This is a genomic window from Phytohabitans flavus, assembly GCF_011764545.1.
In the GTDB taxonomy this organism is placed as follows: domain Bacteria; phylum Actinomycetota; class Actinomycetes; order Mycobacteriales; family Micromonosporaceae; genus Phytohabitans; species Phytohabitans flavus.
The window spans coordinates 3,250,007-3,275,885 of sequence record NZ_AP022870.1 but is presented as its reverse complement, the minus strand read 5'-3'; the positions used below and the strand labels follow the sequence as shown (position 1 = coordinate 3,275,885).

Below are 25,879 nucleotides of genomic sequence, written 5' to 3'. Positions count from 1 at the left end.
GTCGAGGAGGGAGCGGAGACGCTATGACGGGACAGACACCGATACGTCCGGACCGGGCCGAGACCAGCGGGCGCAAGGCGGGCTTCGTCGGCTTGGGAAACATGGGCTGGCCGATGGCGCACAACCTGGTCGAGGCCGGCTTCGAGCTTGTGGTGCACGACGCCTCGGCGGAGCTCGCGGCGCGCTTCGCCGCCGAGCACCCGGGCGCGCGGGCGGCGACCGGGGCGGCGTCGTTCGGCGGCCTGCCGGTCGTGGTGACGATGCTGCCGAACGGCGCGATCGTGCGGGACGTCGTGCTCGAGTGGGACGGTGGTATCGCCTCCGCGCTCGAGCCCGGCGCGATCGTGCTCGACATGAGTTCGTCCAACCCGTCGGACACCGTGGCGCTTGGCGCCGCCCTCGACGGCCGCGGCGTGCGGGTCGTCGACGCGCCGGTCTCCGGCGGCGTACCGCGGGCGACCACCGGCGAGCTTTCCATCATGGTCGGGGGCGCCGACGAGGACGTCGCTACCGTCCAGCCGGAGCTGCGGCTGATGGGCGACGTGGCCCGCCAGTACCGCACCGGCGCGCTGGGCAGCGGCCACGTGATGAAAGCGCTGAACAACTTCGTCGCGGCCGCCACGTACTGCGCCACCGCGGAGGCGCTCGTGGTCGGCAAGACGTTCGGTCTGGACACCGGCGTCATCGTCGACACCCTCAACACCTCGACCGGGCGCAGCTTCGTCAGCGACGTCGTCTTCGGCGACAACGTGGTGACCGGCAAGTACGCGACAGGTTTCCAGCTCGGCCTGCTCGCCAAGGACGTACACATCGCCGCGGACGTGGCGGCGAGCCTGGGCGTGAGCGCGCCGATCACCGCGCTCACCGACGAGCGCTGGGCGGAGTCGCTGTCCCGGATCGACGGCACGGCCGACCACTCCGCGGCACACCAGGCATGGTCCGAAGTGGACCTCACGCGCGACTGAGGGGCCGTGTCCGCAGGCCTTCCGGACGGTTGACACCTACGATCTGTTATATAGGATCGTATACGGAAGTGGCCCCTCGATCGCGCTATGCCCTCGGTCGTCAGTTCCTGTGTTTGTCACCCCTTCCCACGAGTGGAGAGACGATGGACATCCGTACCCGTCTGCTGATCGGTGGCCGGTGGCTCGAGTCGGGTTCCGGCGGTGAGTTCAAGACGTACGACCCCGCGACGAACGAGGTGATCGGGGTCTGCCCCGAGGCGGGCCAGGCGGAGGTCGACGAGGCGGTCGCGGCCGCCCGTTCCGCGCTGTCCGACCCCGAGTGGCGCGACATGTCGCCGGCGGCGCGCGGCAAGCTGCTGTGGCGGATCGCCGACCTGATCGACAAGCACGGCGACGAGCTGGGCGAGATCGAGAGCCGCGACCAGGGCCAGCCGTGGTTCGTCGCGCGCCACGTCAACGTCGGCGGTACCGCCGAGCACTTCCGGTACTTCGCCGGCTGGTGCACGAAGATCGAGGGCTCGACGTCGCCGCTGTCCTGGCCGAACGTCATGAACTACACCCGCCGCGAGCCGGTCGGCGTGTGCGCGCTGATCACGCCGTGGAACTTCCCGATCATGATCGCGGCGTTCAAGCTGGCGCCGGCGCTGGCGTGCGGCAATACGGCGATTCTCAAGCCCGCCGAGCAGACCCCGCTGAGCACGTACAAGTTGGCCGAGATCTGCCAGGAAGCCGGCGTCCCGGCCGGCGTGGTCAACCTGCTGACCGGCGGCCCCGAGGTGGGCAAGGCGCTTGTCGCGCACGACGGCGTGGACAAGGTCTCGTTCACCGGCTCGACCGAGGTGGGCCGGCACATCGCGGCCGCGGCCGCGGGCAACCTCAAGCGGGTCACGCTGGAGCTGGGCGGCAAGGCGCCGAGCATCATCGCCCGCGACGCGAACATCGACGCGGCGGTCGCCGGCAACCTGCAGGGTGCCTTCTTCAACAGCGGCCAGGTCTGCGGCGCGCTGACCCGGTTCTATGTGGACGAGAAGCGCGCGGACGAGTTCGCGGAGAAGTTCGCCGCGGGCGCCAAGGCGATGCGGCTCGGCCGGGGCCTGGACGAGGGCACCGACCTCGGCCCGCTCGTCTCGCCGGAGCAGCTGGAGAGCGTCAGCGACTACGTGCGGGGTGCGGTGTCCGAAGGCGCCCAGGTGCTGGCCGGCGGCGACCGGGCCGGCGGCGACCTGGCCCGGGGCAACTTCTACGAGCCGACGGTGCTGACCAACCTCAACGACGAGATGACCATCATCAAGGAAGAGGTCTTCGGGCCGGTCATTCCCGTGCTGACGTACTCCGACCCGGACGAGCTCGCCGCCCGGGCCAACGCGACACAGTACGGCCTGGTCGCCGGCATCTGGACCCGCGACCTCGTCACCGCGCACACCCTCGCGGCGCAGATCCAGGCGGCGAACGTGTACATCAACCACCCGCCGGTGCTCGACCCGGCCGCGCCGTGGGGCGGCTACAAGGCCAGCGGCTACGGGCAGGAGATGGGCCGCTACGCGATCGACACGTACAGCGAGGTCAAGAGCATCTGGGTGAACCTCGCCGCCTGAGCCGGCCGGTCCGCCGCGACAAGAGAGGGTGCGTTGCCCCCATGTTGGAAGACGACACATTCGATTCGGGTATCGAGCTTCGCCGGCGGATGTTCGGCGAAGCCGGTGCCGACGCGCAGATCTACTCGACCACCGAGCTGAACGACAAGCTCCAGGAGATCGTCACCCGGTGGTGCTTCGGTGACCTGTGGTCGCGGGAGGAGCTGCCGCTCAAGAACCGCAGCATGATCACGGTCGCGATGCTGATGGCGCTCGGGCGCTCGCACGAGCTGAACATCCACATCCGGGGCGCGCTCGCCAACGGTGTGTCCGAAGTGGAGCTGCGCGAGATCGCCCTGCACGCGATCCTGTACTGCGGCATCCCGGCCGGGGCGGACGGCATCCGTACGCTCGACGCGATCCTCGCCGAGGTCGCACCGGACTCCGCGCTGCGCAAGGACGCCCCGCGCACAGGCAGGAAGGCGCCGGCCGGCGCCGCTCGCGGGTCCAGCTGATTTCGCGGATGTAGAGCCATGAGCAGGGCCCTGCGACTCGTGTTCTCGACGCCGCCCGACGGTGTCGAGGACGCCGAGTACCACGCGTGGTACGAGGAGCACGTCCACGACGTGCTCCTCGTCCCGGGCTATCGCGCGGCCCGGCGGTTCCGGGTCGACGCGTACCGCCTCGGGTGGCCGCCGACCGGTCACCGGTTCCTGACCGTGTACGAGCAGGGGCCGCGGCCCGCCGACATCCGGCGGCACCTCGCGGCGCTGGGGCGCGGTCACGAGCCCGAGTGGTTCGGCCGGCTCGACTTCGCCAGCTGGGACTGCGTGCTGAAGCCGGGGTACGACCCGCCCACGCTCACCGGCGAGATGTTCCTGGCGCTCAGCTCGCCGCCGGAAGGTGTCGAGGCGGCCGCCTACGACGACTACTACCGCGGCCACCTGCTGGAAAACGTGGCCGTCGAAGGCATCGACAGCGGCTGCCGATACGCGGTGACTCCGGTCGGCGGCAACGCGCCGCGCGAGGATCCGCTCACGCATCTCGCGCTGTACCAGCTGACCGAGCCGATGTCGCGGGTGCGCCCACGGCTCGGGCAGATGGTGTTGCCGCCCTGGTTCGGCGCCATCCGCTTCGCCTCGGTCGAGGCCGTCGCGCTCGGCCCTCGTGTGACCCGTGCGGGAGACGGCGGCCAGGCCGCCCAGCCAATGGAGGAGACCCCGAGATGAGCTACCGCGGCGTGTACGTCGACGGCACCTGGCGTACGGGTGACGGCGAGCCCGTACGGGTGCTCGACCCCAGCGACGAAGGCGTCATCGCCGACATCGCCTCGGCATCGCCCGAACAGGTGGATGCCGCGCTGGCGGCGGCACGGCGGGCCGCTCCGGGCTGGGCGCGCACTCCGGCCGGCGAGCGTGGCCGGCTGCTGCGCCGGATGGCCGACGTGATCCACGCGCACAGCGAGCTGCTCGCCAGGACGCTCGTGCGCGAGGTCGGCAAGCGAGCCTCCGAGGCCGCGGGCGAGGTGGCGTTCGCGGAGAGCTTTCTGCGCTACAACGCCGAGTGGGACCTGCGCCTGGAGGGCGAGATCCTCCCCGGCGACGTACCGGGGGAGCAGGTGCAGCTGTTGCGGGTGCCGCTCGGCGTGGTCGCGGCGATCTGCCCGTGGAACTTCCCGCTCGCCGTGCTCTGCCGCAAGCTCGGCCCGGCGCTGGTGACCGGAAACACCGTGGTGGTAAAGCCGAGCGAGGTGACGCCGGTCGGCACGGTGGAGCTTTTCCGCCTCTTCGACGAGGAGCTCGACATCCCGGCCGGGGTGCTCAACCTTGTCGTCGGCGGCCCGGACGCCGGCCGGCGGATCGTCGAGTCGGGGGAGGCCGACCTCGTCACGTTCACCGGCCATCGGGAGACCGGCAAGGCCGTCATGGCGGCCGCCTCCCGCAACCTGACCCGTGTCTCGCTCGAACTCGGCGGCAAGGCGCCCGCGATCGTGTGGCGCGACGCCGACCTGGACCGTACCGTGCCGGCGATCCTGGAGGCGCGGCACACGAACTGTGGCCAGGTCTGCACAAGCGCCGAGCGCGTGCTCGTGCACCGGGACGTGCTCGACGAGTTCACCGAGCGGTACGTCGACGCGGTGCGCGCCATGCGGCTGGGCGATCCGGCCGGCGGCGCCGACCTGGGGCCGCTGGTGAGCCAGGCCCAGCTCGACAAGGTCGAGGCCGCGGTGGCCGCCGCCGTACAGGAGGGCGCGAAGGTGCTCACCGGTGGGCGGCGGCCGGCGGGCGACGGTTTCGCCAGCGGGTACTGGTACGAGCCCACCGTCTTCGGCGACGTGTCACCGCGGATGCGCATCATGCGCGAGGAGACGTTCGGACCGGTGACTCCGATCGTCGGTTTCGACGACCTCGCACACGCGCTGTCGGTCGCCAATGACAGTCGGTACGGCCTGTCGGCATACGTTTTCAGCAAGGACTACTCGACGGTGATGCGTACGGTCGACGAGCTCGAGTTCGGTGAGATCTATGTCAACCGGACCCTGGGCGAATCGGTTCATGCGCACCACGCCGGGTGGAAAGAGTCTGGTATGGGTGGGGAGGACGGAAAGTGGGGCGTGCTGCGTTACACGCAGATCAAAACGGCGTATCACCGTTTCGCCTGAACACCGGCGCGATGTCGATCGGCTTCCGTCCATCCCTTATTCGTGTAGGTCATGTTATATGATATGACCGGCGAAAGGAGGTTGGGTGGCGACTCTCGAAGATCGCTTGCCGGGCAAGGTCGTCGCGGTCCATTTGAGCTATCGAAGCCGGGCCGCCGAGCGTGGTAAGACGCCGCCCTTCCCCTCGTACTTCCTGAAGCCGCCGACCTCGGTGGCGCGGAGCGGGCAGGGTGTGCACCGCCCGCACGGCTGCGAGCTGCTCGCCTTCGAGGGCGAGGTGGCGTTGATCATCGGTACGCGGGCCAAGCGGGTGCCGGTGGAGCACGCGTGGGCACACGTCGCCTGGGTCACGGCGGCCAACGACTTCGGGGTGTACGACCTCCGGTACGCCGACTCCGGGTCGAACGTGCGCTCCAAGGGGGCCGATGGGTTCACCCCGCTCGGCCCGGAGCTGCTCGACGCGGCGCGCGTGGACCCGGCGCGGCTGCATCTGCGCACGTGGGTCAACGGCGACGTGGTGCAGGACGCCTGTCTGGGCGAGGAGCTCATCTTCGGCTTCGACCAGATCGTCGCCGACCTGTCCCGGCTGATGACCCTTGAGCCCGGCGACGTCATCCTGACCGGCACGCCCACCGGGTCGAGCGTCGTCACGCCGGGCGACACCGTGGAGGTCGAGGTCTGGGTCGGCGGCGCCGACGGCCCCGTCGACGGGCTCACCACCGGTCGGCTCGTCAGCCCGATCGTGCAGGACCCGACACCGCTGGAGCCGATCGGCGCGATGCCCAAGGTGGACGATGGGGTGCGCGCCCAGGCGTACGGCGCCGGCTGGACCGGCGACCGCGATGACGGCAACGCCGATGTCCTGCGGCTCCTGCGCGACGTGTCGACCGCGACCATCTCGTCCCAGCTGCGCAAGCGCGGCCTGCACGGCTGCACCCTCGACGGGCTGCACGCGACGCGTCCCGAGCTTAAGATGATCGGCTTCGCCAAGACTTTGGAGTACCTCCCGCTGCGCGAGGACCTGTTCGCCGAGCGCGGGGGCGGCTACAACGCGCAGAAGCGGGCCGTCGACGAGATCGCCCCGGGTGAGGTGCTCGTGATCGGCGCACGGGGGCAGTCCAGCGCCGGTACCATCGGCGATATTCTCGCCCTGCGTGCTCAGCTCCGCGGCGCAACCGGCATCGTCACCGACGGCGCGGTGCGCGACTACCACGCGATCGCTGCCATGGATCTGCCGGTCTACACCGGCGGAGCCCATCCCGCGGTGCTCGGTCGCCGCCACGTGCCCTGGCAGAGTGACGTCGCGGTGTCCTGCGGCGGGGCTTTGGTCTGTCCGGGCGATCTGATCGTCGGCGACGGTGACGGCGTGGTCGTCGTCCCTCGGTCGATCGCGCCCGAGGTGGCCCGCGACGCCGTCGAGCAGGAGCGCGAGGAGCGCTTCATATTCGAGCGCGTCGCCGCCGGTGACGCGGTGCAAGGGCTCTATCCGTTGACGAAGAAATGGCGACCGGCCTACGAGGCCTGGAGCGCGAGATCGGAGCAGTCATGACATCGACGACGGGGCGGGTCGCACAGGGCTCCAAGGCCGAGGTCGCGTACGAAGTGATCCGCGCGCGGATCCTCGACGGCACGTTCGGGCCCGGATACCGGCTGGTGCTCGACCGCCTGGCCGCCGAGATCGGCGTCAGCGCTGTCCCGGTGCGCGAGGCACTGCGGCGCCTCGAAGCCGAGGGCTACGTCGACTTCAAGCGAAACGTCGGCGCCACCGTCCGCAGCGTCGACGCGACGGCGTATGGCGAGACGATGGAGACTCTCGCCATCCTCGAAGCCACCGCCACGTCGCTCGCCGCGCCCCACCTCGGCAAGAAGGAGATCAAGGCGGCGCGCAAGCTCAACGAGTCGATGGCGCGCAGCCTCGAGCGGCTCGACCCGGTCGGCTTCAGCAACCTCAACCAGGAGCTGCACGAAACGCTCTACCGCGCCTGCCCCAACACCTACCTGCTCGGCCTGGTGGATCGGGAGTGGGAGCGGGTGCGCGGCATCCGGAGCTCCTCGTTCGCGTTCATCCCCGAGCGTGCCCAGCAGGCGGTCGCCGAGCACACCCGGCTCATCGACCTGATCGAAAACCAGTCGACGCCGACAAAGATCGAGGACTACGCGCGGGCGCACCGGATGCGCACCGCACAAAGGTTCCTCGAGCGCCACTCGGCCACCTCGCAGCCGGTCGGCGGCCGGCGGTGAGGTTTCGCGCAAACCCGGCGACGATCCGCGGGTCGATCGCACCGGTCGTCACACCCTTCACCGCCGGCGGCGAGCTCGACACCGAGGGGCTGCGGCGGCTCGTCCGGTGGCAGCGGGCCAACGGCTCGCACGGCATCTCCATCGGCGGCTCCACCGGCGAGCCGAGCGCGCTCAGCGCCGACGAGCGGATCGCCGCGATGCGGGTGGTCAGCGAGGAGACCGCCGACGAGATCCCATTCCTGCCCGGCACCGGCGCGGCGACGCTCGACGAGACACTGCGGCTGACCGCGGCCGCCCGGGAGATGGGCGCTGACGCGGTGCTCGTCATCACGCCGTACTACGCGCGCCCGACCCAGCATGGCCTCTACGCCTGGTACTCGACGGTCGCGCGGGAGTTTCCCGACCTGCCGATCGTCGTCTACAACGTGCCGTCCCGCACCGCGGTCGACATCGCCCCGGAGACGATCGCGCGGCTGCGGCGCGACTTCGCCAACGTGGTGGGCGTCAAGGAGACCACAAAGGACTTCGAGCACTTCTCCCGCGTCTTCTACGCCGCGGGCCGGGACACGCTGGTCTGGTCCGGCATCGAGCTGCTCTGCCTGCCGCTGCTCTCGCTCGGCGGCATCGGCTTCGTGAGCGCGGTCGCCAATATCGCGCCCGGCGCGGTGGCGCGGATGTTCGACGCGGCCGACGCCGGCGACCTGGAGACCGCCCAGGCACTGCACTACGCGTTGCACCCGCTTGTCGACCTGATCTTCGTGGAGACCAACCCGGCGCCGGCGAAGTGGGTCCTCGCGCAGGCCGGCCTGATCGGCTCCGGCTTCGTCCGCCCGCCGCTGGTGACACCATCGCCGTCCGGGATCGAGCAGATCTCGCGCCTGCTCGTCGAGGGCGCCGAGGTGCTCGACGAGACGGTGGGCGCTGTCGCCGCTCAGCTTGCCGCCCCGATACCGCAACCCGCCGCTTCCTAGGCCCTGCCTCTTACCGCAGATCCGTCCACAATAGATTTGAGCTACCGCGATGTCCGCGGTGGTCCGGACCGCTGCTCCCGCGGCCTCACCCTCCGCGATACACAAGCCAACCCCAGGCCGGCGTGGCCCGCGCAAAGACGCCGATCGTGGCCTGCGGCCGCGGATTTTCCTTGATCGACGCTACAGCGGGACACCATCAGGCAGATCGTGGTACGTGGCTGCCCCTGGAGGGGCACCCACGTACCACGATCGCTGGCGCGATCGAGGTTGGGGAACGTGAGCGATCGTGGTACTTGGCTGTGCCTATAGCAACAGCCAAGTACCACGATCTGCCGGATAGCGTCCGGCCGCGGCGGCGGCCGGGTTGGGTTGTGTGACGCGGAGGGTGAGGCCGCGGGAGCAGCGGTCTGGACCACCGCGGACATCGCGGTAGCTCAAATCTCTGTTAGGGAGTGGGATCCGGAGGGAGTGGTCTTGGACAGACGTTGACTTCCGCCCACGCTCCCGCAGCCTGATCCGCCGCTCAGTCGAGGAGGTCGTCGACGGCTTCGTAGGCGGCGTACAGGCCCTCGAAACCGGTGAAGTACATCGCCGTGTTGGTGATCGCCCGGATGATGAGGTCCGAGTCGACGCCCCACGCCTTGGCCAGCAGCGCGGACTCCCGCAGACCGTCCACCGACTGGGTGATCGTGTGGTGGCGCAGCATCAGGTACGGCGCGAGCTGTTTGGGGGTCTGCTTCAGGGTGACTTCCCAGCGGGCCCGGTTGAGCTTGACGAACTTGGGGTTGCGCTTGATGCCGAACTGGATCGACTTCGGCAGGTAGCCGATCGTCCGCTCGTACCAGCCGGTGAGGTTTTCGACGTCCTTGTCGGTCAGCTCGCGCGTGCTGAGGTCGAGCCCGCACTTAAATGCCTCCGGGTCGGCCTCCCAGCCCAGCGGAAACAGCACTTCCTGCTTCGGCGGCGACCAGGCCGGCAGGAAGTCACCGATGGCGTGGTACGCGTGGCCGAGACCGCGCATGCCGGCGTACATCTGGGAGAACATCACGAGTTCGAGGAGTGACTCCTTGGACATCCCGTTGCGCCACAGGGTGACGAACTCGTTGCGGATGCCCGTTTCCCAGCCCAGCATCATGTAGCTGTGGATGTTCTGGCAGCTCTGCAGGACCACCGCGCGCTCGCCGGCCGGGCGGCCGAAGAGGTCGGACGCCCAGCGGGAGATCTTTCCGAAGTCGGGGGCGTTGTCCAGTTGCAGGCTCGTCGCGTACATCTCGTAGAGCGGGCCGCGCCAGCTCCACACGTGGATGAGCGCGTCGTCGATTTCCTCGACGCTCGTCTCGTCGATGTTGTTGAGGTCGAGGCCCTCGCTTCTGGCCATTGGATACTCCTCCGTCACTTGTCCCAGTTTTCGAGGATGTCCTCGAGTGCTTCCTCAACCGCGTACAGCCCCTCGAAGTGGGTGAAGTACATGGCGGTGTTGGTGACCGCGCGCACGATGAGATCGGGCGTGATGCCCCAGGCCTTGCCGAGCAGGGCGGACTCCCGAAGACCTTCGATCGAGCCGGTGATCGTGTGGTGGCGCAGCATGAGGTACGGCGCGAGCTGCTTGGGAGTCGTCTTGAGGGTGACTTCCCAGCGGGCCCGGTTGAGCTTGACGAACTTCGGGTTGCGCTTGATACCAAACTTGATCGACTTCGGTACGTAGCCGATGGTCCGCTCGTACCACTCGGTGAGGTTGGCTACGTCGGAGTCGGTCAGCTCGCGGGTGCTCAGGTCGAGGCCGCACTTGAACGCCTCCGGGTCGGCCGCCCAGCCCTCGGGGTACACGGCCGGCTCCTTCGGCGGCGCCCAGATCGGCAGCAGGTCGCCGACCGCGTGGTAGACGTGGCCGAGGCCGCGCATGCCCGCGTACATCTGGGAGAACATGACCAGTTCGAGCACGTCCTCCTTCGACATCCCGTTGCGCCACAAGACGTAGAACTCGTTGCGCAGACCCGTTTCCCAGCCCATCATCATGTAGCTGTGGATGTTCTGCGCGCTGGCCAGGATGACGTTGCGCGAGCCTGAGCGCCGGCCGAAGACGTCGCCGCTCCAGCGGGAGAGCTTGCCGAAGTCCGGGGCGTAGTCGATGTAAAGGCTCATCGCGTACGTCTCGTAGAGCGGGCCTCGCCAGCTCCAGATGTGCGCGAGGTTCTGTTGGACCTCCTCGGGCGAGATCGAGTCGATGGCCGACAGGTCGAGACCCTCGCTCAACTCGGTCATGGCGCGGCCTCCTGGGCGTCATGGGATGGGTGAAAGCGGCGCGCTCGGTCAGCGCCGGCACCGTGACCGTACAATACGAAATCGTATCAAGTCCAGGACGTGTGCCACCGCGCTGCGCCGTTGACCAGGAGATCAAAAATCCTATACAATCCGCGTGGATCGCGGAAATCGTGGGCCCTGTCGCGGCCGCGCGGCGCCCCCACGTGAAGCTCTAGCTACGGAGAGTGCCATGGATATCGTCCCGCGTCCCGTGACGTTCACCCGCATGCAGGACGGCTCGCCCGAGGAGTTCGCGACCGTCAAGCTCGCCGAGCGGGCGCAGAAGGCGGAGCTTCCCCACCGCATCATCGTGGCGCTGACCGCCATAGAGGAGGAGGGCGTCGGCGGGTACCAGGTGAACCGGACCCAACACTCCCTTCAGTCGGCCACCCGCGCCTTCCGGGCGGGGGAGGAGACCGACTACGTCGTCGCCGCACTGATCCACGACATCGGCGACATCCTGGCGCCGTACTCGCACGGCGAGCTCGCCGCCGCGGTCATCAAGCCGTTCGTGTCGCCCCGGATCACGTGGATCCTCAGGAACCACCCGATCTTCTCGATGTACTACTACGCGCACTTCGTCGGCGGCGACCGGAACGTGCGTGAGCGGTTCCGCGGTCACGAGTGGTTCGACGACGCCGTGTACTTCTGCGAGAACTACGACGAGAACTGCTTCGACCCCGACTACGACAACCTGCCGATGGAGCACTTCGAGCCGATGGTCCACGAGGTGTTCGGGCGCGAGCCGACCTTCGGCTGAGCGTCCGCATAGCTGAAGGGAAGCCGTGCCGTCCCATGCGTAAATTTCTCAACGACCCGGAGCGCTTCGCCGACGAGGCCCTTGAAGGTCTGCTGTTGGCCCATCCCGGCCAGGTGCGCCGGTTGCCCGACGAGCCCCGCGCGGTGGTCCGCGCCGACCGTCCGGAGCGGCCGAGGGTGGCGATCGCGACCGGCGGCGGCTCCGGCCACCTGCCGCTGTTCGTCGGGTACGTGGTGCGCGGGCTCGCCGATGGCTGCTCGGTCGGCAACATGTTCGCCTCGCCGAGCGCGGACGTCATGCTGTCGGTCACCAGGGCTATCGACACCGGCGAGGGCGTGCTCTACCTGTACGGCAACTACGGTGGCGACCGGATCAACTTCGAGGCCGCGGCGGATCTCGCGAGCGACTACGGCATCACCGTCGAGTCGGTGCGCGGCGCCGACGACATCCTCTCCGCACCGGCGGAGCAGGCGGACCAGCGGCGGGGCATCGCCGGCATCTTCTTCGGCTACGCGGTGGCGGGTCTGGCCGCGCGTGCCGGCCGGAGCCTGGCCGACGTCGCCGCGCTGGCCCGGCACACCCTCGACCGTACGCGAAGCATCGGCGTCGCCCTCTCCGGCGCGATCCTGCCCACCGTCGGTACGCCCAACTTCGCGCTGGCGGCCGACGAGATGGAAATCGGCACGGGCATCCACGGCGAGCCCGGCACCCGGCGCGGCCCACTGGTCACAGTGGACGAACTCGCCCACGAGATGGTGCCGCAACTTGTCGCCGAGCTGTCCCTCGCCGCAGGCGACGAGGTCGCGGTGCTCGTCAACGGCCTCGGTGCCACACCCCGCGAGGAGCTGTACATCATCTACCGCGCGGTGCACCAGCTACTGGAGAAGGCGCGGATCGTGCCGCGCCACGTCTTCGTCGGGGAGTACGCGACATCGCTGGAGATGGCCGGCGCGTCGATCAGCCTGCTCCACCTGGACGAGACGATCGAGCCGCTGATCGCCGCCGCGACCGCGAGCCAGGCCCCGGCATGAGCGAGCGCGTGCTTGACACCACGCGGCTGCGTGCCGGGCTGCTGAATGCGTGCGCCCGGGTCCTCGACGCTCGGGCCGAGCTGACCGCGCTCGACGCCGCGGCCGGCGACGGCGACCTCGGTGAAAGCCTCGCGATCGGGTTCGCCGCCGTGGAGAAAGAGCTCGCCGGCGACGAGGCGGGGGACGCCGGCGCCCTTCTGCTGCGCGCCGGTGGAGCGTTGAGCCGTGCCGCACCGTCCACATTCGGCACGTTGCTGGGCATGGCGTGGCGGGACGCGGGGCGGGCGCTCGCCGGCCGGACGGAGCTGGCGGCGGCGGACGTCGTCGGGGCCCTCGACGTGATGGCCGCGGGCGTGGCACGCCGCGGCGGTGTACACGCGGGGCAGCGCACGGTGCTCGACGGGCTGCTGGCGTCCCGGGACCGGGCCGGTGCCGCCGGGGACGACCCGATCGCCGCGCTCCGCGCGGCCGCCGACGGTGCCCGCGCGGGTGCCGAAGCCACCGCGTCGATGCGTCCCCAGGTGGGGCGGGCGGGCTGGATCGGCGAGCGGGCGCAGGGCCGGCCGGACGCCGGCGCGAGCGCCTGGGCGGTCATCGCCGGGGCCATCGCCGCCGGGGCGGAGCGGGACTGACCGGCTGCCGCACCGCGACGTGCCCTTCGCCGTGCGGCAGCCGACCCCTCACCGATCGCGGTCGCGCCCACGGCGGGCGCCTCACAGGTAGCAGACGCGCTCGCGGTGCGCGCGAAGCACGTACCGGATTGTCGGCGCCGTGGGATCGGTCGCGATGAGGTCGACAAGCTGTTCGTGCTCCTCGACGATCCCGCGCAGCCGGGCCGGTGACAGCCGCACCGGGTCGTGCTCGACCGCCCGCAGCAGCGTCATCTCCTCGCCGATCAGCTCGATTAGCCGCGAGTTGGCGCAGCGGGCGTAGAGCTGCCGGTGAAACTCGCCGATCAGCTCGACCACGCGGCCGGGCACCTCGTGCCCGGCGGCCTCGGCGAGCAGCTGGTTGGTCTGCCGTGCCGAACGCAGGTCGGCCGGGGTCAACGCCGCGGCACCCATCGCGGTCGCCGCCGACTCCAGCATCGCGATCGCCTCGACGATCCGGCCGCGCGACTGCGGGTCGTCCGTCCACCCGTCGGGCGACGCGCCCGGGCTCGACGGCTCCTCCTCGACCATCGTCGCGGAGGACGGTCCCTGCTGGCCGGGCCGGAATGTGCGGGGGTTCAGGTCGTGGGGTGTCATCTTCTCCTCCAGGATCACGATCTCGCCCGGTCGGATGCCGCTGTCGGCCCGGACCTGTGGTGCCGGTCGGTCGTGGGGCTCCGGTCGACCCGGTCGAGGAAACGGTCGGCGAGGCGGTTGAAGGCGGTGGGCTGTTCGAGGCTTACGAAATGGCCGGCGCCGGATACCTCGCGGCGCTCGGCGCGGGGCACGCCCCGATGTACGATCTCGCCGATCTCTCGGTAGCCAGGCAGGTCCTGCTCGCCGTTGACGACGAGCGTGGTGGCCGCCACCGCGCCGAGCCGGTCCGCCACCGGGGGGAGTGGCTCGACCGCGGCCCCATCGCGCCACGGTGCGCCGGCGAACCGCTCGACCATCGACGCCAGCGCGCGATATGCCGTCGGGTGGGCACGGGTAGGTTCGAATAGCTTGTGGCTGAGCCAGAAGTCCTTGGCAGCGGCGATTCCGTCGCGGCGGGCCACGGCCGCTGCCTCGTCGGGCGGCCGGGGCGTCGTCCACCGGTGCCCGGGCAGCCCGGGGGAGCAGAGCACAAGGCTGGCGACCCGGTCCGGTGCCTCGACCGCGGCTGCGAGCCCGAGGTTGCCGCCGAGCGAGAGACCGACAAGGTGCGCCCGCGCGACGTCGAGCGCGTCGAGGACGGCGAGCAGGTCGGCGACGTGATCGGCACCGGCGACCGGCGGCGCGGACTCACCGAAGCCGCGCATGTCGTACCGGACCGTCCGATGCCGCCGCGCGAACTCCTCGAACTGCGGGTCCCACATCGACATGTCACAGCCGAACCCGTGCAGGAGTACCACGGCCGGACCGGCGCCGGCCGCCTCGCCGTACAGCCGGCCTCCGGGTACGTCGACGGCGAACGGGGTCGGCGCCGTCATACCGGTACCCGCACCGGGGCAAGCGTGGAGTCCCGAAAGACGTCGACGATGGTGCGCTCGGCCAGCCGCCACCGCCCGTCGGCGCAGTGGGTCAGCCGGTCGAGGAAGTCCGCGACGAGGAACACCCGGGTACCTTCCACAGGTGCCGGCGCGTTGGCCGCGTAGCAGATCCAGGTGCTCGTCGCCCGGACTGCCGCCGGGGTGACCTCGGTCAGGCGCAGTCCACTGTAGACGTGCCGGGTGGTCCGGGCGCCGTGCCGGGTACGCGACCTGTAGCGCTCCTCGATCTCGCCCTTGCCGTCGAGGGTCACGCCACCGGCGACGTACCGCGCGTCGTCGGTGAAGAGCGCGACAAGCGCGTCGACGTCGCCGTGGTCGATGTGCCACGCCCACTCCGCCATCACCGCGTCGACGGCGGCCCGGATCTCCGCCGTCATCGCATCTCCACCGGGCTGCTCAGCGTGCCGATGCCGGAGATGGTCACGTCGACCGGCCCGCCGAGCGTGGTGAGGTCGACGTTCTGCACGGCCGAGCCGCCCTTCGCGGACGCCTTCAGTGCGGTGCCCATCGCGATGATGTCGCCGGTCTCCAGCGCCGTGTACCGCGACACGAACGCGATGACGTCGGCCACCGAGTGCAGCAGGTTTCGCGTGTTGTCCTCGGTGACGACGCGTCCCTGGTGCAGGCAGCGGATGGTCAGGTCGTGCGGGTCCGGGATGTCGTCCTTCGTGGCGACCCACGGACCGATCGGACCGAACGTGTCGGAGCCCTTGTAGCGCATCGGGTACGTGACCCAGGTGTCCACGTAGGACACATCGCCGGAGCCGTCGGCGGCGGGGTGGATGGCACGGTAGTGGAACGTGTCCTCGCCCCGCATGGTGGGCGAGGTGAGGTCGTTCATGATGGTGTACCCGAAGACGTGGTCCATGGCCGCGTCGCGCGGGATATCCTCGCCGCCCCGGCCGACCACCACCGCGAGCTCCGGCTCGGGGTGCACCCGGCCGTACTCCGCGCGGAGCCGGATCGACTGTCCGTGGCCGATGAGCGCGCTCGCCGGCTTGAGGAACATCGCGGGATGCTTGGGTCCGCTCATGATGCGGTCGGTGTTGGCGCTGTTGTTCAGCGCCACGCAGATGACTTTCCCGGGGCGGGGGATCGGTGGCAGCCACTCGAACTGGTCGACGTGCCGCGCCCGCGTCAGGTCGCCGGCGAGGGCCTGCTTGACCGCGGGCTCGGCCGCCGGCCACTCCTCGATGACGCGGGCGAGACTGGTTACGCCGTCAAGCGGGAGCGCCCGCTCCTCGCCGACGCCGAGCACCACGCGCTCGTGCCCGTTCGCGCGGACCGTGCCGAACCTCATCGGGTTGCCTCCGTCTTCTCGTCCTGCTCGTCGAGCGCGACCGTCACGCCGGGCTCGAGCATCATCAGCGCGCCGCAGCCGGTCACCGCGGGAAACGTCTGGAAGCTGTACACCGCACGGGCGTCTGGGGAAAGCGCCGAGCGCATGGCGAACCAGAGCGACAGCTCGGCGGCCTCGGTCCCGCCGTAGCGCATGTACTCGCGTACCGGAATCGCCATCAGCTCGTCGAGATGCTCCGGGAGCATCTCCAGGAACCACTGGTCGAGGCCCTCGTTCGCGATGCCGAACCGCGCGCCGCTGATCTGGTGGGACATGCCGCCGGTGCTGACCACGACGACCCGCTCGTCCGCGTCGAAGGACTCGATGCCGGCGCGGATAGCGCGGCCGAGGCAGTACAGCCGGTGCGCTGTCGGCAGGGGGTGGCGGATCATGTTGACCGCGATCGGCGTGATGGCGACCGGCCAGGGGCGCTCAAGCAGGTACGGCATCCAGGAGAAGATGCCGTGGTCCACCGCGAGGTCCTGGCTCACCGTCATGTCGAACTCGCTGGCGACGAGGTGCTCGGTGAGGTGCAGGCCCCATCGGACGTCGCCGTTGAGGTCGGGCACCGGCCGCGGCCCCCAGCCCTCGTCCGCCTGCCGGAACCGGTCGCCGACCCCGATGGCGAGCGTCGGGTAGTTGTCGAGGTCGAAGTAGTTGAGGTGGTCGTTGTACACCACGACGAGGTGGTCCGGTGCCAGCGCGTGCAGGAGCCGCTCGACCCGCCGGGTGCCGTCGTACCACGGCTGCCAGCGCGGGCTGAAGCCGGACTCGCTGGCCATCCCGCGGTCGAACTCGATGCCCATGGACGGGGTGTGCGAGATGCCGATCCCGGCGACGACGCGGGCCATCAGCCGTCACTCCCCGGCAGCCCGGTGACCCGGCGCGGGCACGCGGCGACAAGCTCGTCCTTCGTACAACCGGCGTTGTGGGCGCCGACGTGCCAGAGGTCCTGGCCGACGGTCGCGGCGAGCTTGAGCACCGACTGGAGGTGGCCGCCGGCCCGCATGAGGCCGGTCCAGTCGCGCTGGCGTACCAGGTCGATCTCGTCGTCGCTCAGGTCGGCGGCGCGCATGTACGCCGCCTCGTCGGCGAGGAACGCGGCGCGGTTGTCCGGCTTGCGCAGGCTGAGCGCGAACCGGTTGAGCGCCTGCCCTTCGAGCGCCCGCCGCGCGGTGAACTCGATCGTGCCCGGCTCGTCCAGGTTGAACGGTGGCGGCGGCAGCATGGCTCACACCCCCAAAGGGTGGGCAGGTTGAGCAGCCCGCGGAACACCCAACCGCCGAGCCGTACTTCCTGGGTGTCGCTGAGCCGAAGGTCGGGCAGCCGCCGGAAGAGCGTCGGGAGCGCGACCTGGGCGACCTGCGCGCGTGCGACCCAGGTGCCGAGGCAGAAATGCGGGCCGCCGCCGAATGCGATGTGCGCCTTGCTGGGCCGGTTGATGTCGAAGTCGTCCGGCCGCTCGAAGACGCTCTCGTCGCGGTTGGCGGAGCCGATGCACACGCCGAGGCGGGAGCCGGGCTCCAGGGTCACACCGCCCAGCTCGACGGGCTGCGCGACCTCTCGGGGGTACATGCCGATCGGCGCGACCCAGCGGATCGCTTCCTCGAACACCGCCCGCCACCGCGCCGGGTCCTGCTCGACCGCGGCACGGATTTCCGGGTGGGTCAGCACGGCCCAGATCGCAACGGAGATGGAGTCGCGCGGCTCGTTGAGCCCGCCGCCGACGAAGACCTTCACGTTGGCGCGGATCTCGTCGACGGTCAGCGGGTCCGCGGCGTGCACCATCGAGGAGATGACCGACTCGTCGGGGTGCTCGCGCACGTGCCGGACCGCCGCGTAGACGGCCTCGTCGATCTCGGCCGCGGCCTTGTCGGCCCGCTCCCAGACCACCGGGTCGTCGGCGTAGTTGCCGCCGCCGTCCATCATCGCCTGCGACCACCGCTGCATGTCCACGTCGCTGGCGTCCCGCAGGCCGAGCACCAGCGCGAGGTTGCGCGCCGCGAGCGGCCCGGCGAACTGCCGGAACAGGTCGCCCCCGCCGTCGGCGGCGAACTCGTCGATCAGGTCGTCGGCGTTGCGCTGGAACAGCGGCATCCAGTGCCGGTTGACGGTACGCGGGCGCATCGGCGCCTCGGCCGCGGCCCGCTCCCGGCGGTGCGCGGCGCCGTCCTTGCGCAGCAACGTGTGGCCCATGATGCGGGTCATCAGCGAACCGTGCTCGTTGGCGATGAAGATTTCCGGGTGCCGTTCAAGATGGACGATGTCGTCGTAGCGGGTCACGAGATATCGGTTGGCGACCGGCACCCAGGCCACCGGCGCCTCCGTGCGCAGCCGCCGGTAGATCGGATACGGGTCGTCGTAGAGGTCGGACAGCGAAATCTCGTCGACGATCGTCTTTTGGTCTGAAGGCACTACCGTTCACCTCACCGCCGGACCGTCCGCCGTGGCCCGTGGTGGCCGCTGCGGAGACGTAGTACCGCAGCCTAGGAACGCCCGAGAACGAGCGTCAAACCTGCATTCCTTGCCTTCTACCTCGGTTTCCGCGATGAAGTATCCGGCTGGTCTCCGGTCGAGGGCGAAGGCTGCTCTCCCGTCGAGGGCGAGGGCTGGCCTTCGGTCGAGGGCGCGGGCGAGGGCGGGGCGAAGACGGCGAGCGCGAGGGCGAGCGTGGAGTAGTAGCCGACGAGCCAGGTGAGCTCCGCGAGCGTGACCGGGCCGAGGGTGCGCTCGGCGCTCGCATACTCGTCGTCGTCGAGCCGGTGCCGGTGGGCGAGGGCGAGGCATACACGGGCGGCTTCCCGCTCGGCGCCGGTGAGGCCCTCGGGCAAACTGCCGTCCAAGATGGACTGTAGCTGTGCGGGGTCCAGGCCGGCGGCCAGGGCGGCCTGCTCGTGCGCCCACCACTCGAACTCGCAGCCCGTCGCCACGGCCACGGTGAGGATGGCCAGCTCGCGGACGCGCGGGCTCAGGCCGCTCTGGAAGCGCAGCGCCGCGCCGAGCCGCTGGACGGCGTCACCCACCTCGGGGGCGATCAGCATGAGGCCGAACGGTCCGAGCAACCTGCCCTGCTCGTCGGCGATCGGCACCTGGCCCCGCTGCTGCCGGCGGGGCCCGCCCGCGATCGCGTCGTACAGCGCGCGCCGGGGCCCGGTGAGTGTTTCGGGGTCGGTCAGACCCACGCGCGGATCCTGTGCCGAGCGTGGCCGGCCGGACAGCTCACTCACGGTGTGTCGGGTGTCCGGCGAGCGCGGCGATGGCGAAGTCGGCGAAGGCGTGCGCGCGGGCGGTGAGGCTTGTCCGCGACGGGTACGCGAGCACGAGCTGGATCGGCGGCACGTTTTCCTCGATGGGCCGGGCCACGACCCGCCGCCCCTCGTACGTCAGGTCGACCGTCGGGTGCTGGAAGAGCACCGCGTAGCCGAGCCCGCGCCCCACCAGGCAACGGGTGAGCTCGAAGTTATGAGTGCGGTGGCCGAGCATCGGCTCGATGCCGATGGTGCTCATCATCCGCTCCCAGTTTTCCCGGCTGGGCGGCACGTCGAAGAGGATCATCGGCTCGTTGGCCAGGGCGGTGAGGCTCACCGTCTCGTCCTTGGCGAAGCGGTGGTCTTCGGCCATCAGCACGTGCGGGTACAGCGTCCGCACCTCGATGTACTCGAGGTCGGCGTCGAGCTGGTAGTCGTAGAGCAGCGCCAGCTCCAGCACGCCGTCGTGCAGGTCCCGCTGTAGCTCCGGCTGGGAGTACTCGGCGAGCTCCAGCATGATGCCCGGACACTCCTCCTTGAACCCGGCCAGCAGCGGGGGGATGAACAGCGGCGCGAGCGTCGTGTAGCAGCCCACCGCGAGCGTGCCGGAGAGCGCGCCGCCCCGCTCCACACCCGCCTCCGACTGGAGGTCGGCCGCCTTGGCCAGCAGCGCCTCCGCGTGCTGTAGCAGCCGGGCCCCGGCCGGGGTCAGCTCGACGCCCTTGGCCCGGTGCCGGACCAGCAGCTTGACGCCGAGGCCCCGCTCCAGCTGGGAGACGGCCAGGGAGAGCGCGGACTGTGAGACATGGACGCGGCTCGCCGCGGCACTAATCGTGCCGGTCTGCGCGACCGCGACGAAGTATTGCAGCTGGCGGATGGTGTAGTTGACGTCCACGCGCTTGTGTCACTCCCGTTGGGAGGGCGGCCGGCACTGCCGCGATACGACATCGTATCGGATATCGTGCTGGAAGCCTAGCCTTGCCCGGGTTCCCCGAGTCGGAGACGATGCCTGTGGGCTGCGGCTGCCGGGTTGCCGCGGCGACCACGACCGCGGCGGCCGGCCGGCGCACCCGGCGAAGCCGGAACCGGAAGCCGACCGCCCGGCCCAGCTGCACGGCGACCACCAGCGTCACAAGCCCGGCGGCCACACCGGCGACGAGCATGCCGGCGCGCGGCCCGAAGTACTCGGCGACGGCTCCGATGATCGGTCCGCCGATCGCGCCGCCGCCGAGGAACACGAGCATGTACAGCCCGATGACCCGGCCCCGGACATGGTCCTCGGCGGCGGTCTGGACCGTGGAGTTCGCGGCCGTCACGAGGGTCATCGTGGCGAAACCGATGGCCCCGCGACGATCGCGTAGCCGACGAGCCCAGGTACGACCGAGGCGAGCAGGAAGAGCCCCGCGAGGGCCGCCGCGGACAGGACGCTGGTCCGCAGTCTCGGGCGGCCTCGGGAGGCGGCGAAGAGGGCGCCGAGGACCGAGCCGATCGCCACCACCGAGCTGAGCATCCCGTAGCCCGCGGCACCGCTGTGGAAGACCATCCGCGCGAACGCCGCGTTCGTCACCGGGATGCTCGCGATGAAGATGCCGAACGTACCGATCAGCACCGTGAGCCACAGGATCTGGGGCCGGTGGGCGACGTAGCGAAGGCCGTCGACGAGCTGGCGGCTGGCCCGCTCGGTGACCGCCGGCCGGACCGGGTGGCGCAAGGCGTCCCCCCGCATCCGCAGCAGCGCGACCATCGGGGCCAGGTACGCCGCGGCGTTGATGGCGAAGGAGTAGCCGGGACCGACGGCGGTGACGAGGTATCCGCTGATCGCCGGCCCGATCAGCGCGCCGAGCTGGAAGATCGCGGCGTTCAGGCTTATCGCGTTGCGCAGCTGGGCTGGCGGGACAAGCTCGTTGACGAACGAGTGCCGGGTGGGGATCTCCAGGGCGGCGGCGGTGCCGAGCGCGAAGGCGATGACGAAGACATGCCACGCGTGCACCACGCCGGTGAGGGTGAGGACGGCCAGCAGGGCGGACATCAGGGCCGCCGCGGTCTGCGTGATGAGCAGCAGGCGCCGCTTCGAGTACCGGTCGGCCAGCAAGCCGCCGAGCAGCCCGAACAGGACCGAGGGCAGGAACTGTAGTGCGGTGGTGATGCCGACGGCCGTGGCGCTGCCGGTGAGGGTCAGCACGAGCCAGTCCTGCGCGATGCGCTGCACCCAGAGGCCGGTGCTGGAGAAGAACTGTCCGATGGCGAAGAGCCGGTAGTTGCGGGTACGCAGCGAGATGAAGGCGGCGCGCGGGCCGACCGGGCCGGCGAGGGGGATCTCCGCTTCTGCTGGTCCGCTCAACGGTCCTCCAGGTCATCGCGGTGCGCGCCGATCACCTTGACCATACAATCACATTCCATATACGATCGGCGGCACGTAAGACCCTACCTGACTACCGCCGGCGTCAATCATGTGACGCTCCACACTGGCGGACGGTAAGAGTCTCCATCACCGCGAAGTCACGCGGGACGGCACGGAACGGAGAACCGATGGTTGGCGCGAGCGAGGGCTTGGACCTGACCAGGCTGGGGGAGACGTCCGAGGAAGAGGTCAACGCCAATCTCGTCAAGGTGTGGAGCTGGCGCGGACCGCTCTACGAGATGTACGCGAACAGCCTGATGCTCGACTACGCACCGGACTTCGCGAAGCTGCACCGCTGGGGCTCGGACTTCTTCGGCCGCCCGTCACACGCGAACGTGATCCTGCTCAGCAGCCAGAACATCCACAGCTACATGATGCTCGGCTGGGAGACCGGCATCCTCAACGAGTTCATCACCCTTCGGCGCAACGGCATGTCGAAGGAGAAGCTCATGGAGCTGGTGATGTTCTCCCAGCTGTACGCGGGCATGCGCGGCCTGGGCCACGTCTTCCGCGCGGTGGGCGAGCAGCTGCCGGCGTACGGGCCGCCGGTGGAGCCGCTCGCGCCCTTCCCGGACGGGTGGACCGCCGACCCGGAAGCCTTCAAGGCCGGCCTTGATCTGTCCACAAGGGACATGACGGCCGCCGACCGCAAGGCGCTCACCGAGTGGTACGAGAAGACCATCGGGTACCTGCCCGACTCGATCCTGTTCGGGTTGAAGTACCACCCCGAGTTCGTCAAGGTGAACCGGGCCAAGTGGGAGGTCGCGCTCAAGACGCTGCCCAAGCAGATCGCGCCGTACCTGATGCTGCGCCACCACACCATCACCGGCTCGCGTGAGGGGCTGCGCGAGGCGGCACTGCTCGGCAAGGCGTGGGGGATCTCGCGGGAGCAGGTCATCAAGGGCATCACCGGGTCGGCCATGTACTTCACCGGGTTCGAGGGCCTGTACACAGCCTTCGCCGCGGTGGACGACCTGCTCGAGTCCTGGGAGTAGGCATGTCGCTGACCGAGATGCGCGTGGGTAACTTCATCGAGTCGATTCCGGTGCCGCACGAGCCGGAGAAGACCCGCTACTTCCCGGCCGGCTCGCTCACGATCGGCCTGGAGTACCGCGTCTTCGACCCGGTCGAGGAGGCGAAGAAGCTCACCGCCGAGGAAATCGCCGCGACAGGTCCCGACTCGCTGTTCCATCGGCAGGACACGGACCAGGGCGTCTCGCTGCACGTCTTCGCCACCGACGGGCTCGCCGAGTACCTGCGCTTCGACTGTTTCGCCGACGAGCCGCACTACCACTACATCGCGCCGGAGCGCGGCAACATGCTCGTGCACTTCGACGAGGTGACGAACGGGCCGATGCTCGACTGGGCGCTGCGCGTGGTGCGCACCCGGGCGCCGCAGATGCTGACCGCCATCGGCGCCGACGCACTCGCCGCCTCCGTCGACGCCGACCTCCTCAACGCCGCCCTCAACGAGGCCGCCGAGGCGGCTCAGGACTACGCGACAGCCTGACCCCGGCCGCCCAGAGACAGAGATTTGGGCTACCGCGACGTCCGTCGTGGTCCGGACCGCTGCTCCCGCGGCCTCACCCTCCGCGCGACACAACCCAACCCGCGCGGCCAACGGCCGGGCCGGGCTCTGCCGCGGCCAGCTCTCGACCTGGGCGCACGAATGCGCCCGGCAAGCGACCGACACCGGTTGCTGTTGTCATCTGCGGCGACCACAGCCCGGCTGGGCGCAGCGCTGCGCCCAGCTCCGGAGCATCCCGCAAGCGACACCCTTCCCGCAGCCCGCGCGCTGCGCCGACATCGGTTGCTGTGGTCACCCGCGGCGACCACAGTCCGGCTGGGCGCAGTGCTGCGCCCAGCTCCGGAGCATCCCGCAAGCGACACCCCGCCCGCAGCCCGCACGGCGCCGCGCGGCCGTGCGCACCGGCGTGGTCGTGCGCACCGGCGTGGTCGTGAAGCGCGGAGGGTGAGGCTGCGGGAGCGACGGTCTGGACCACCGCGGACGTCGCGGTAGCTCAAATCTTTGCCAGGCATTGAATCCGCAATGACCAATGTGGACGGATGCTAGGACCCGACTCCAGAGGTCGCTACGCGCCGGGCTTGCGGGTTAGGACGCGGGCGAGGAGGAGTTCGGGGAAGTGGCAGCCGACCGCGCCGCCGCCGTGTGCCTCTAGGTCCGCGTGCAGGCGGTCGCGGGTCTGGCGGGCGAGCACCGGGTCGACGTCGAACGTGACCTGCCAGTCGAGGTGGTCCAGCTGCTGGGGGCAGTGCATGGCGTCGCCGAGCACGAGTACGCGCTCCCCGTGGTCGTGCACCGCGTAGACGGTGTGACCGGGGGTGTGGCCGGGTGCGGCGATGGCCCGTACGCCGGGTGCGATGTCCCGCTCGCCGTCGATCAGCGTGACCTGCCCGCGCCGCTCCAGCTCCAGCAGCGCGGCCCGGGTGTGCGGCGCGATGGGGATCGGCGCCAGCTCCCGCTCGACGAAGTGCTCCCAGTCGCCGCGGCCGACGAACGTCCGCGCGTTGGCGAAGACCGGCCGGCCGGTGAGCGGGTCGCCGACGGTACCCGAGTGGTCGCCGTGCAGGTGGCTCAGCGCCAGCACGCTGACGTCGTCCGGACGTACGCCCTGCCGCGCGAGCTGGGGCAGCAGGTTGCCGCCGACGAGCCGGCCGCCCCGCCGGAAGTCGTCCGCGCCGAGTCCGGTGTCGATGAGCACCGGTCGCTCGCCGGGGAGCAGGAAGCAGCCGAGCGGGAGCCGCACCTCGCCGTACCGCTGGCGCAGGGTGTCGTGCCCGATCGCCGGCGCCTCGGCGGTACCGAGAAAGTCGCGCGACATCAACAGGAAGCCGTCGGACAGGCCGAGCAGCGTGCGGTCGCCGACCGGGATGCGGCGCAGCGCGCCGGCGGAGATCGGGTCGTGCAGCAGCCGGTGCCCGCGCAGCGGACCGGTGAGGTCCGCGCTCACCGGTGTACCGCCTCGGTCCTCGACCGGGCCAGCGCCTTCAGGTCGGTCTCCAGGTCGGCCGCCTCCGCGGGCGACAGGCCGGCGCCCGCCTCCAGCAGGCGGCGGGCGGCGCGGTGGTCGCCGGGCGCGCCGACCGACTCGACCCAGGTGAGCCGGTCCTCCTCGAAGTGGAAGACGGAGAAGCAGAGCGACTCAGGCCGGCCGCGGACGACGGCCGTGTCGCTTGCGCCCGGCACGCCGACCATCCGCAGCTTGCCGACGCCCTGGTCGCTCCAGAACCAGGGCACCGCCGCGTACGAACGGCCGGCACCCGCGATCCGCGCGGTCACGCAGCGGGCCTGGTCGGTGGCGTTCTGCACCGACTCCAGGCGTCGGGTGCCGCCGTCCACCCGCCAGCGGGCGCAGTCGCCGATCGCGGAGATGGCCGGATCGGAGGTGCGCAGCCAGGCGTCCACCAGGATGCCGTCGCCGACCGCGAGCCCGGCGGCGCGGGCAAGCTCGGTGTTGGGGGCGGCGCCGATCGACACCATGACGAGGTCCGCCGGGATGTCCCGGCCGCTGGCGGTCTCGACGGCGACGGCCCGCCCGCCCGCCGACCGGACCCGCGTGACGCTCTCGCCGAGCAGCAGCTCGATGCCGGCGTCGCGGTGCAGCCGGGCGAACGCGTCCGCCACCGGAGCCGACACCGACCGCCCCATCAGCGCCGGCGCGACCTCGACGACGGTGACCGCCGCCCCGCGGGCCGCGGCGACCGAGGCGAACTCGAGCCCGAGGAAGCCACCGCCGATCACGACCACCTGGGCGCCGGGAGCCAGCCGGCCGCGTAGTTCGTCGCTGTCGTGTACGGTCCGCAGGTAGCGCACCCCGTCGAGGCCTGGGTCGACGAACGGCAGGGGCGGGGACGCGCGCCCAGCGCGAGGATCAGGTGGTCGTACCCGATCGGCGGCCCGTCCCGCAGGATCAGCCGCCGCGCCGTACGGTCGATCGCCGTGACCCGCTCGCCCGTGCGCAGCTCGACGTCCTGGCCGGCGTAGAAGCCCTCGCCGCGCAACGGCAGCGGGCTGTCCTGGGTGCCGGCGAGGTAGTCCTTGGAGAGCGGCGGCCGCTGGTAGGGCAGCGCGTCCTCTTCGCCGACGAGCGTCACCGCGCCGTCGAACCCGGCCTTGCGCAGCGACGCGGCCGCCTCCACCCCGGCGTGCCCGGCGCCGAGCACGACAACCCGCGAGGTCATC

Annotated in this window: 29 protein-coding genes; 13 read left to right on the top strand and 16 right to left on the bottom strand. The window is 70.5% G+C overall.

Annotated features, from left to right (window positions below; translation table 11 throughout):
• Positions 1–23 precede the first annotated feature (23 nt).
• The 8 genes from Pflav_RS14300 to dapA all read left to right on the top strand — a co-directional run bounded on the left by Pflav_RS14300 (position 24) and on the right by dapA (position 8,413).
• Positions 24–965: an NAD(P)-dependent oxidoreductase gene (locus Pflav_RS14300; RefSeq protein ID WP_173036610.1), complete on the top strand. Its 942-nt coding sequence runs from the start codon at positions 24–26 to the stop codon at positions 963–965.
• A 143-nt stretch (positions 966–1,108) separates the two neighbouring features.
• Entirely contained in the window at positions 1,109–2,560 is a 1,452-nt protein-coding gene (locus tag Pflav_RS14295) for an aldehyde dehydrogenase family protein (protein WP_173036609.1), read from the top strand.
• A 41-nt stretch (positions 2,561–2,601) separates the two neighbouring features.
• A complete protein-coding gene (locus tag Pflav_RS14290; RefSeq protein WP_173036608.1) occupies positions 2,602–3,054 on the top strand; it encodes a carboxymuconolactone decarboxylase family protein in 453 nt (150 codons plus the stop codon).
• 18 nt (positions 3,055–3,072) lie between these two features.
• Entirely contained in the window at positions 3,073–3,768 is a 696-nt protein-coding gene (locus Pflav_RS14285) for a hypothetical protein (RefSeq protein WP_173036607.1), read from the top strand.
• A complete protein-coding gene (locus Pflav_RS14280; protein ID WP_173036606.1) occupies positions 3,765–5,201 on the top strand; it encodes an aldehyde dehydrogenase family protein in 1,437 nt (478 codons plus the stop codon). Before Pflav_RS14285 ends, Pflav_RS14280 begins: the two co-directional genes overlap by 4 nt.
• Positions 5,202–5,286: 85 nt before the next feature.
• The gene (locus Pflav_RS14275; protein ID WP_173036605.1) at positions 5,287–6,750 is read left to right on the top strand and encodes a fumarylacetoacetate hydrolase family protein; all 1,464 of its coding nucleotides are present in this window, start codon (positions 5,287–5,289) and stop codon (positions 6,748–6,750) included.
• The gene (locus Pflav_RS14270) at positions 6,747–7,442 is read left to right on the top strand and encodes a GntR family transcriptional regulator (RefSeq protein WP_173036604.1); all 696 of its coding nucleotides are present in this window, start codon (positions 6,747–6,749) and stop codon (positions 7,440–7,442) included. The genes Pflav_RS14275 and Pflav_RS14270 overlap by 4 nt, the downstream gene beginning before the upstream one ends.
• Positions 7,439–8,413 (top strand): 4-hydroxy-tetrahydrodipicolinate synthase, encoded by a 975-nt coding sequence (dapA, locus tag Pflav_RS14265; protein ID WP_173036603.1) that lies wholly within the window; start codon positions 7,439–7,441, stop codon positions 8,411–8,413. The genes Pflav_RS14270 and dapA overlap by 4 nt, the downstream gene beginning before the upstream one ends.
• 523 nt (positions 8,414–8,936) lie before the next feature.
• Here the strand turns inward: dapA and Pflav_RS14260 are convergent.
• On the bottom strand, positions 8,937–9,791 hold the full coding sequence (locus Pflav_RS14260; RefSeq protein ID WP_173036602.1) for a hypothetical protein: 855 nt from the start codon (positions 9,789–9,791) through the stop codon (positions 8,937–8,939).
• A 14-nt stretch (positions 9,792–9,805) separates the two neighbouring features.
• Entirely contained in the window at positions 9,806–10,675 is an 870-nt protein-coding gene (locus Pflav_RS14255; protein WP_173036601.1) for a hypothetical protein, read from the bottom strand.
• Positions 10,676–10,904: 229 nt separating this feature from the next.
• On the opposite strand from Pflav_RS14255, the gene Pflav_RS14250 reads away from it, so the two are divergent.
• Genes Pflav_RS14250 through Pflav_RS14240 form a run of 3 tightly spaced genes read left to right on the top strand, consistent with a single transcriptional unit; the run spans position 10,905 to position 13,137 of the window.
• Complete coding sequence (locus Pflav_RS14250) at positions 10,905–11,474, top strand: HD domain-containing protein (protein WP_173036600.1); 570 nt, start codon at positions 10,905–10,907, stop codon at positions 11,472–11,474.
• Between the two features lie 35 nt (positions 11,475–11,509).
• The gene (locus Pflav_RS14245; protein ID WP_173036599.1) at positions 11,510–12,505 is read left to right on the top strand and encodes a dihydroxyacetone kinase subunit DhaK; all 996 of its coding nucleotides are present in this window, start codon (positions 11,510–11,512) and stop codon (positions 12,503–12,505) included.
• Between the two features lie 8 nt (positions 12,506–12,513).
• Positions 12,514–13,137, top strand: coding sequence for a DAK2 domain-containing protein (locus tag Pflav_RS14240; protein WP_173036598.1), 624 nt, complete (start codon positions 12,514–12,516; stop codon positions 13,135–13,137).
• An 81-nt stretch (positions 13,138–13,218) separates the two neighbouring features.
• On the opposite strand, the gene Pflav_RS14235 is transcribed toward Pflav_RS14240, so the two are convergent.
• From Pflav_RS14235 to Pflav_RS14185, 11 genes are all read right to left on the bottom strand, one after another.
• Positions 13,219–13,752 (bottom strand): FCD domain-containing protein, encoded by a 534-nt coding sequence (locus Pflav_RS14235; protein WP_173036597.1) that lies wholly within the window; start codon positions 13,750–13,752, stop codon positions 13,219–13,221.
• A gap of 14 nt (positions 13,753–13,766) precedes the next feature.
• Positions 13,767–14,627 carry an alpha/beta fold hydrolase gene (locus Pflav_RS14230; RefSeq protein WP_173036596.1) on the bottom strand — a complete coding sequence of 287 codons (861 nt, stop codon included), beginning with the start codon at positions 14,625–14,627 and terminating at the stop codon, positions 13,767–13,769.
• Positions 14,624–15,064, bottom strand: coding sequence for a nuclear transport factor 2 family protein (locus tag Pflav_RS14225; protein ID WP_173036595.1), 441 nt, complete (start codon positions 15,062–15,064; stop codon positions 14,624–14,626). The genes Pflav_RS14230 and Pflav_RS14225 overlap by 4 nt, the downstream gene beginning before the upstream one ends.
• Positions 15,061–15,987, bottom strand: a complete 927-nt coding sequence (locus Pflav_RS14220; RefSeq protein ID WP_173036594.1) for a fumarylacetoacetate hydrolase family protein — start codon at positions 15,985–15,987, stop codon at positions 15,061–15,063. The genes Pflav_RS14225 and Pflav_RS14220 overlap by 4 nt, the downstream gene beginning before the upstream one ends.
• Positions 15,984–16,877: a DODA-type extradiol aromatic ring-opening family dioxygenase gene (locus Pflav_RS14215; protein ID WP_173036593.1), complete on the bottom strand. Its 894-nt coding sequence runs from the start codon at positions 16,875–16,877 to the stop codon at positions 15,984–15,986. The genes Pflav_RS14220 and Pflav_RS14215 overlap by 4 nt, the downstream gene beginning before the upstream one ends.
• Positions 16,877–17,152 (bottom strand): hypothetical protein, encoded by a 276-nt coding sequence (locus Pflav_RS14210; protein ID WP_232072674.1) that lies wholly within the window; start codon positions 17,150–17,152, stop codon positions 16,877–16,879. The genes Pflav_RS14215 and Pflav_RS14210 overlap by 1 nt, the downstream gene beginning before the upstream one ends.
• A complete protein-coding gene (locus tag Pflav_RS14205; protein WP_173036592.1) occupies positions 17,083–18,441 on the bottom strand; it encodes a cytochrome P450 in 1,359 nt (452 codons plus the stop codon). Before Pflav_RS14205 ends, Pflav_RS14210 begins: the two co-directional genes overlap by 70 nt.
• Positions 18,442–18,557: 116 nt before the next feature.
• The gene (locus tag Pflav_RS14200; protein WP_173036591.1) at positions 18,558–19,208 is read right to left on the bottom strand and encodes a carboxymuconolactone decarboxylase family protein; all 651 of its coding nucleotides are present in this window, start codon (positions 19,206–19,208) and stop codon (positions 18,558–18,560) included.
• 37 nt (positions 19,209–19,245) lie between these two features.
• Positions 19,246–20,169, bottom strand: a complete 924-nt coding sequence (locus tag Pflav_RS14195) for a LysR family transcriptional regulator (RefSeq protein WP_173036590.1) — start codon at positions 20,167–20,169, stop codon at positions 19,246–19,248.
• Positions 20,102–20,590: an MFS transporter gene (locus tag Pflav_RS47405; RefSeq protein ID WP_173036589.1), complete on the bottom strand. Its 489-nt coding sequence runs from the start codon at positions 20,588–20,590 to the stop codon at positions 20,102–20,104. Before Pflav_RS47405 ends, Pflav_RS14195 begins: the two co-directional genes overlap by 68 nt.
• A 5-nt stretch (positions 20,591–20,595) precedes the next feature.
• The gene (locus Pflav_RS14185) at positions 20,596–21,615 is read right to left on the bottom strand and encodes an MFS transporter (RefSeq protein ID WP_173036588.1); all 1,020 of its coding nucleotides are present in this window, start codon (positions 21,613–21,615) and stop codon (positions 20,596–20,598) included.
• A gap of 188 nt (positions 21,616–21,803) precedes the next feature.
• On the opposite strand from Pflav_RS14185, the gene Pflav_RS14180 reads away from it, so the two are divergent.
• Both Pflav_RS14180 and Pflav_RS14175 read left to right on the top strand, forming a co-directional pair.
• Positions 21,804–22,670 carry a hypothetical protein gene (locus Pflav_RS14180; protein ID WP_173036587.1) on the top strand — a complete coding sequence of 289 codons (867 nt, stop codon included), beginning with the start codon at positions 21,804–21,806 and terminating at the stop codon, positions 22,668–22,670.
• A 2-nt stretch (positions 22,671–22,672) separates the two neighbouring features.
• Positions 22,673–23,185, top strand: a complete 513-nt coding sequence (locus Pflav_RS14175; protein ID WP_173036586.1) for a DUF7700 domain-containing protein — start codon at positions 22,673–22,675, stop codon at positions 23,183–23,185.
• A 583-nt stretch (positions 23,186–23,768) separates the two neighbouring features.
• Here the strand turns inward: Pflav_RS14175 and Pflav_RS14170 are convergent.
• From Pflav_RS14170 to Pflav_RS47395, 3 genes are read right to left on the bottom strand one after another with little or no spacing between them, the layout of a single operon-like run.
• Positions 23,769–24,647, bottom strand: a complete 879-nt coding sequence (locus Pflav_RS14170; RefSeq protein WP_173036585.1) for an MBL fold metallo-hydrolase — start codon at positions 24,645–24,647, stop codon at positions 23,769–23,771.
• The gene (locus Pflav_RS47400; RefSeq protein ID WP_197938483.1) at positions 24,644–25,510 is read right to left on the bottom strand and encodes an NAD(P)/FAD-dependent oxidoreductase; all 867 of its coding nucleotides are present in this window, start codon (positions 25,508–25,510) and stop codon (positions 24,644–24,646) included. The genes Pflav_RS14170 and Pflav_RS47400 overlap by 4 nt, the downstream gene beginning before the upstream one ends.
• Entirely contained in the window at positions 25,435–25,878 is a 444-nt protein-coding gene (locus Pflav_RS47395; protein WP_197938482.1) for an FAD-dependent oxidoreductase, read from the bottom strand. Before Pflav_RS47395 ends, Pflav_RS47400 begins: the two co-directional genes overlap by 76 nt.
• Position 25,879: the final 1 nt, after the last annotated feature.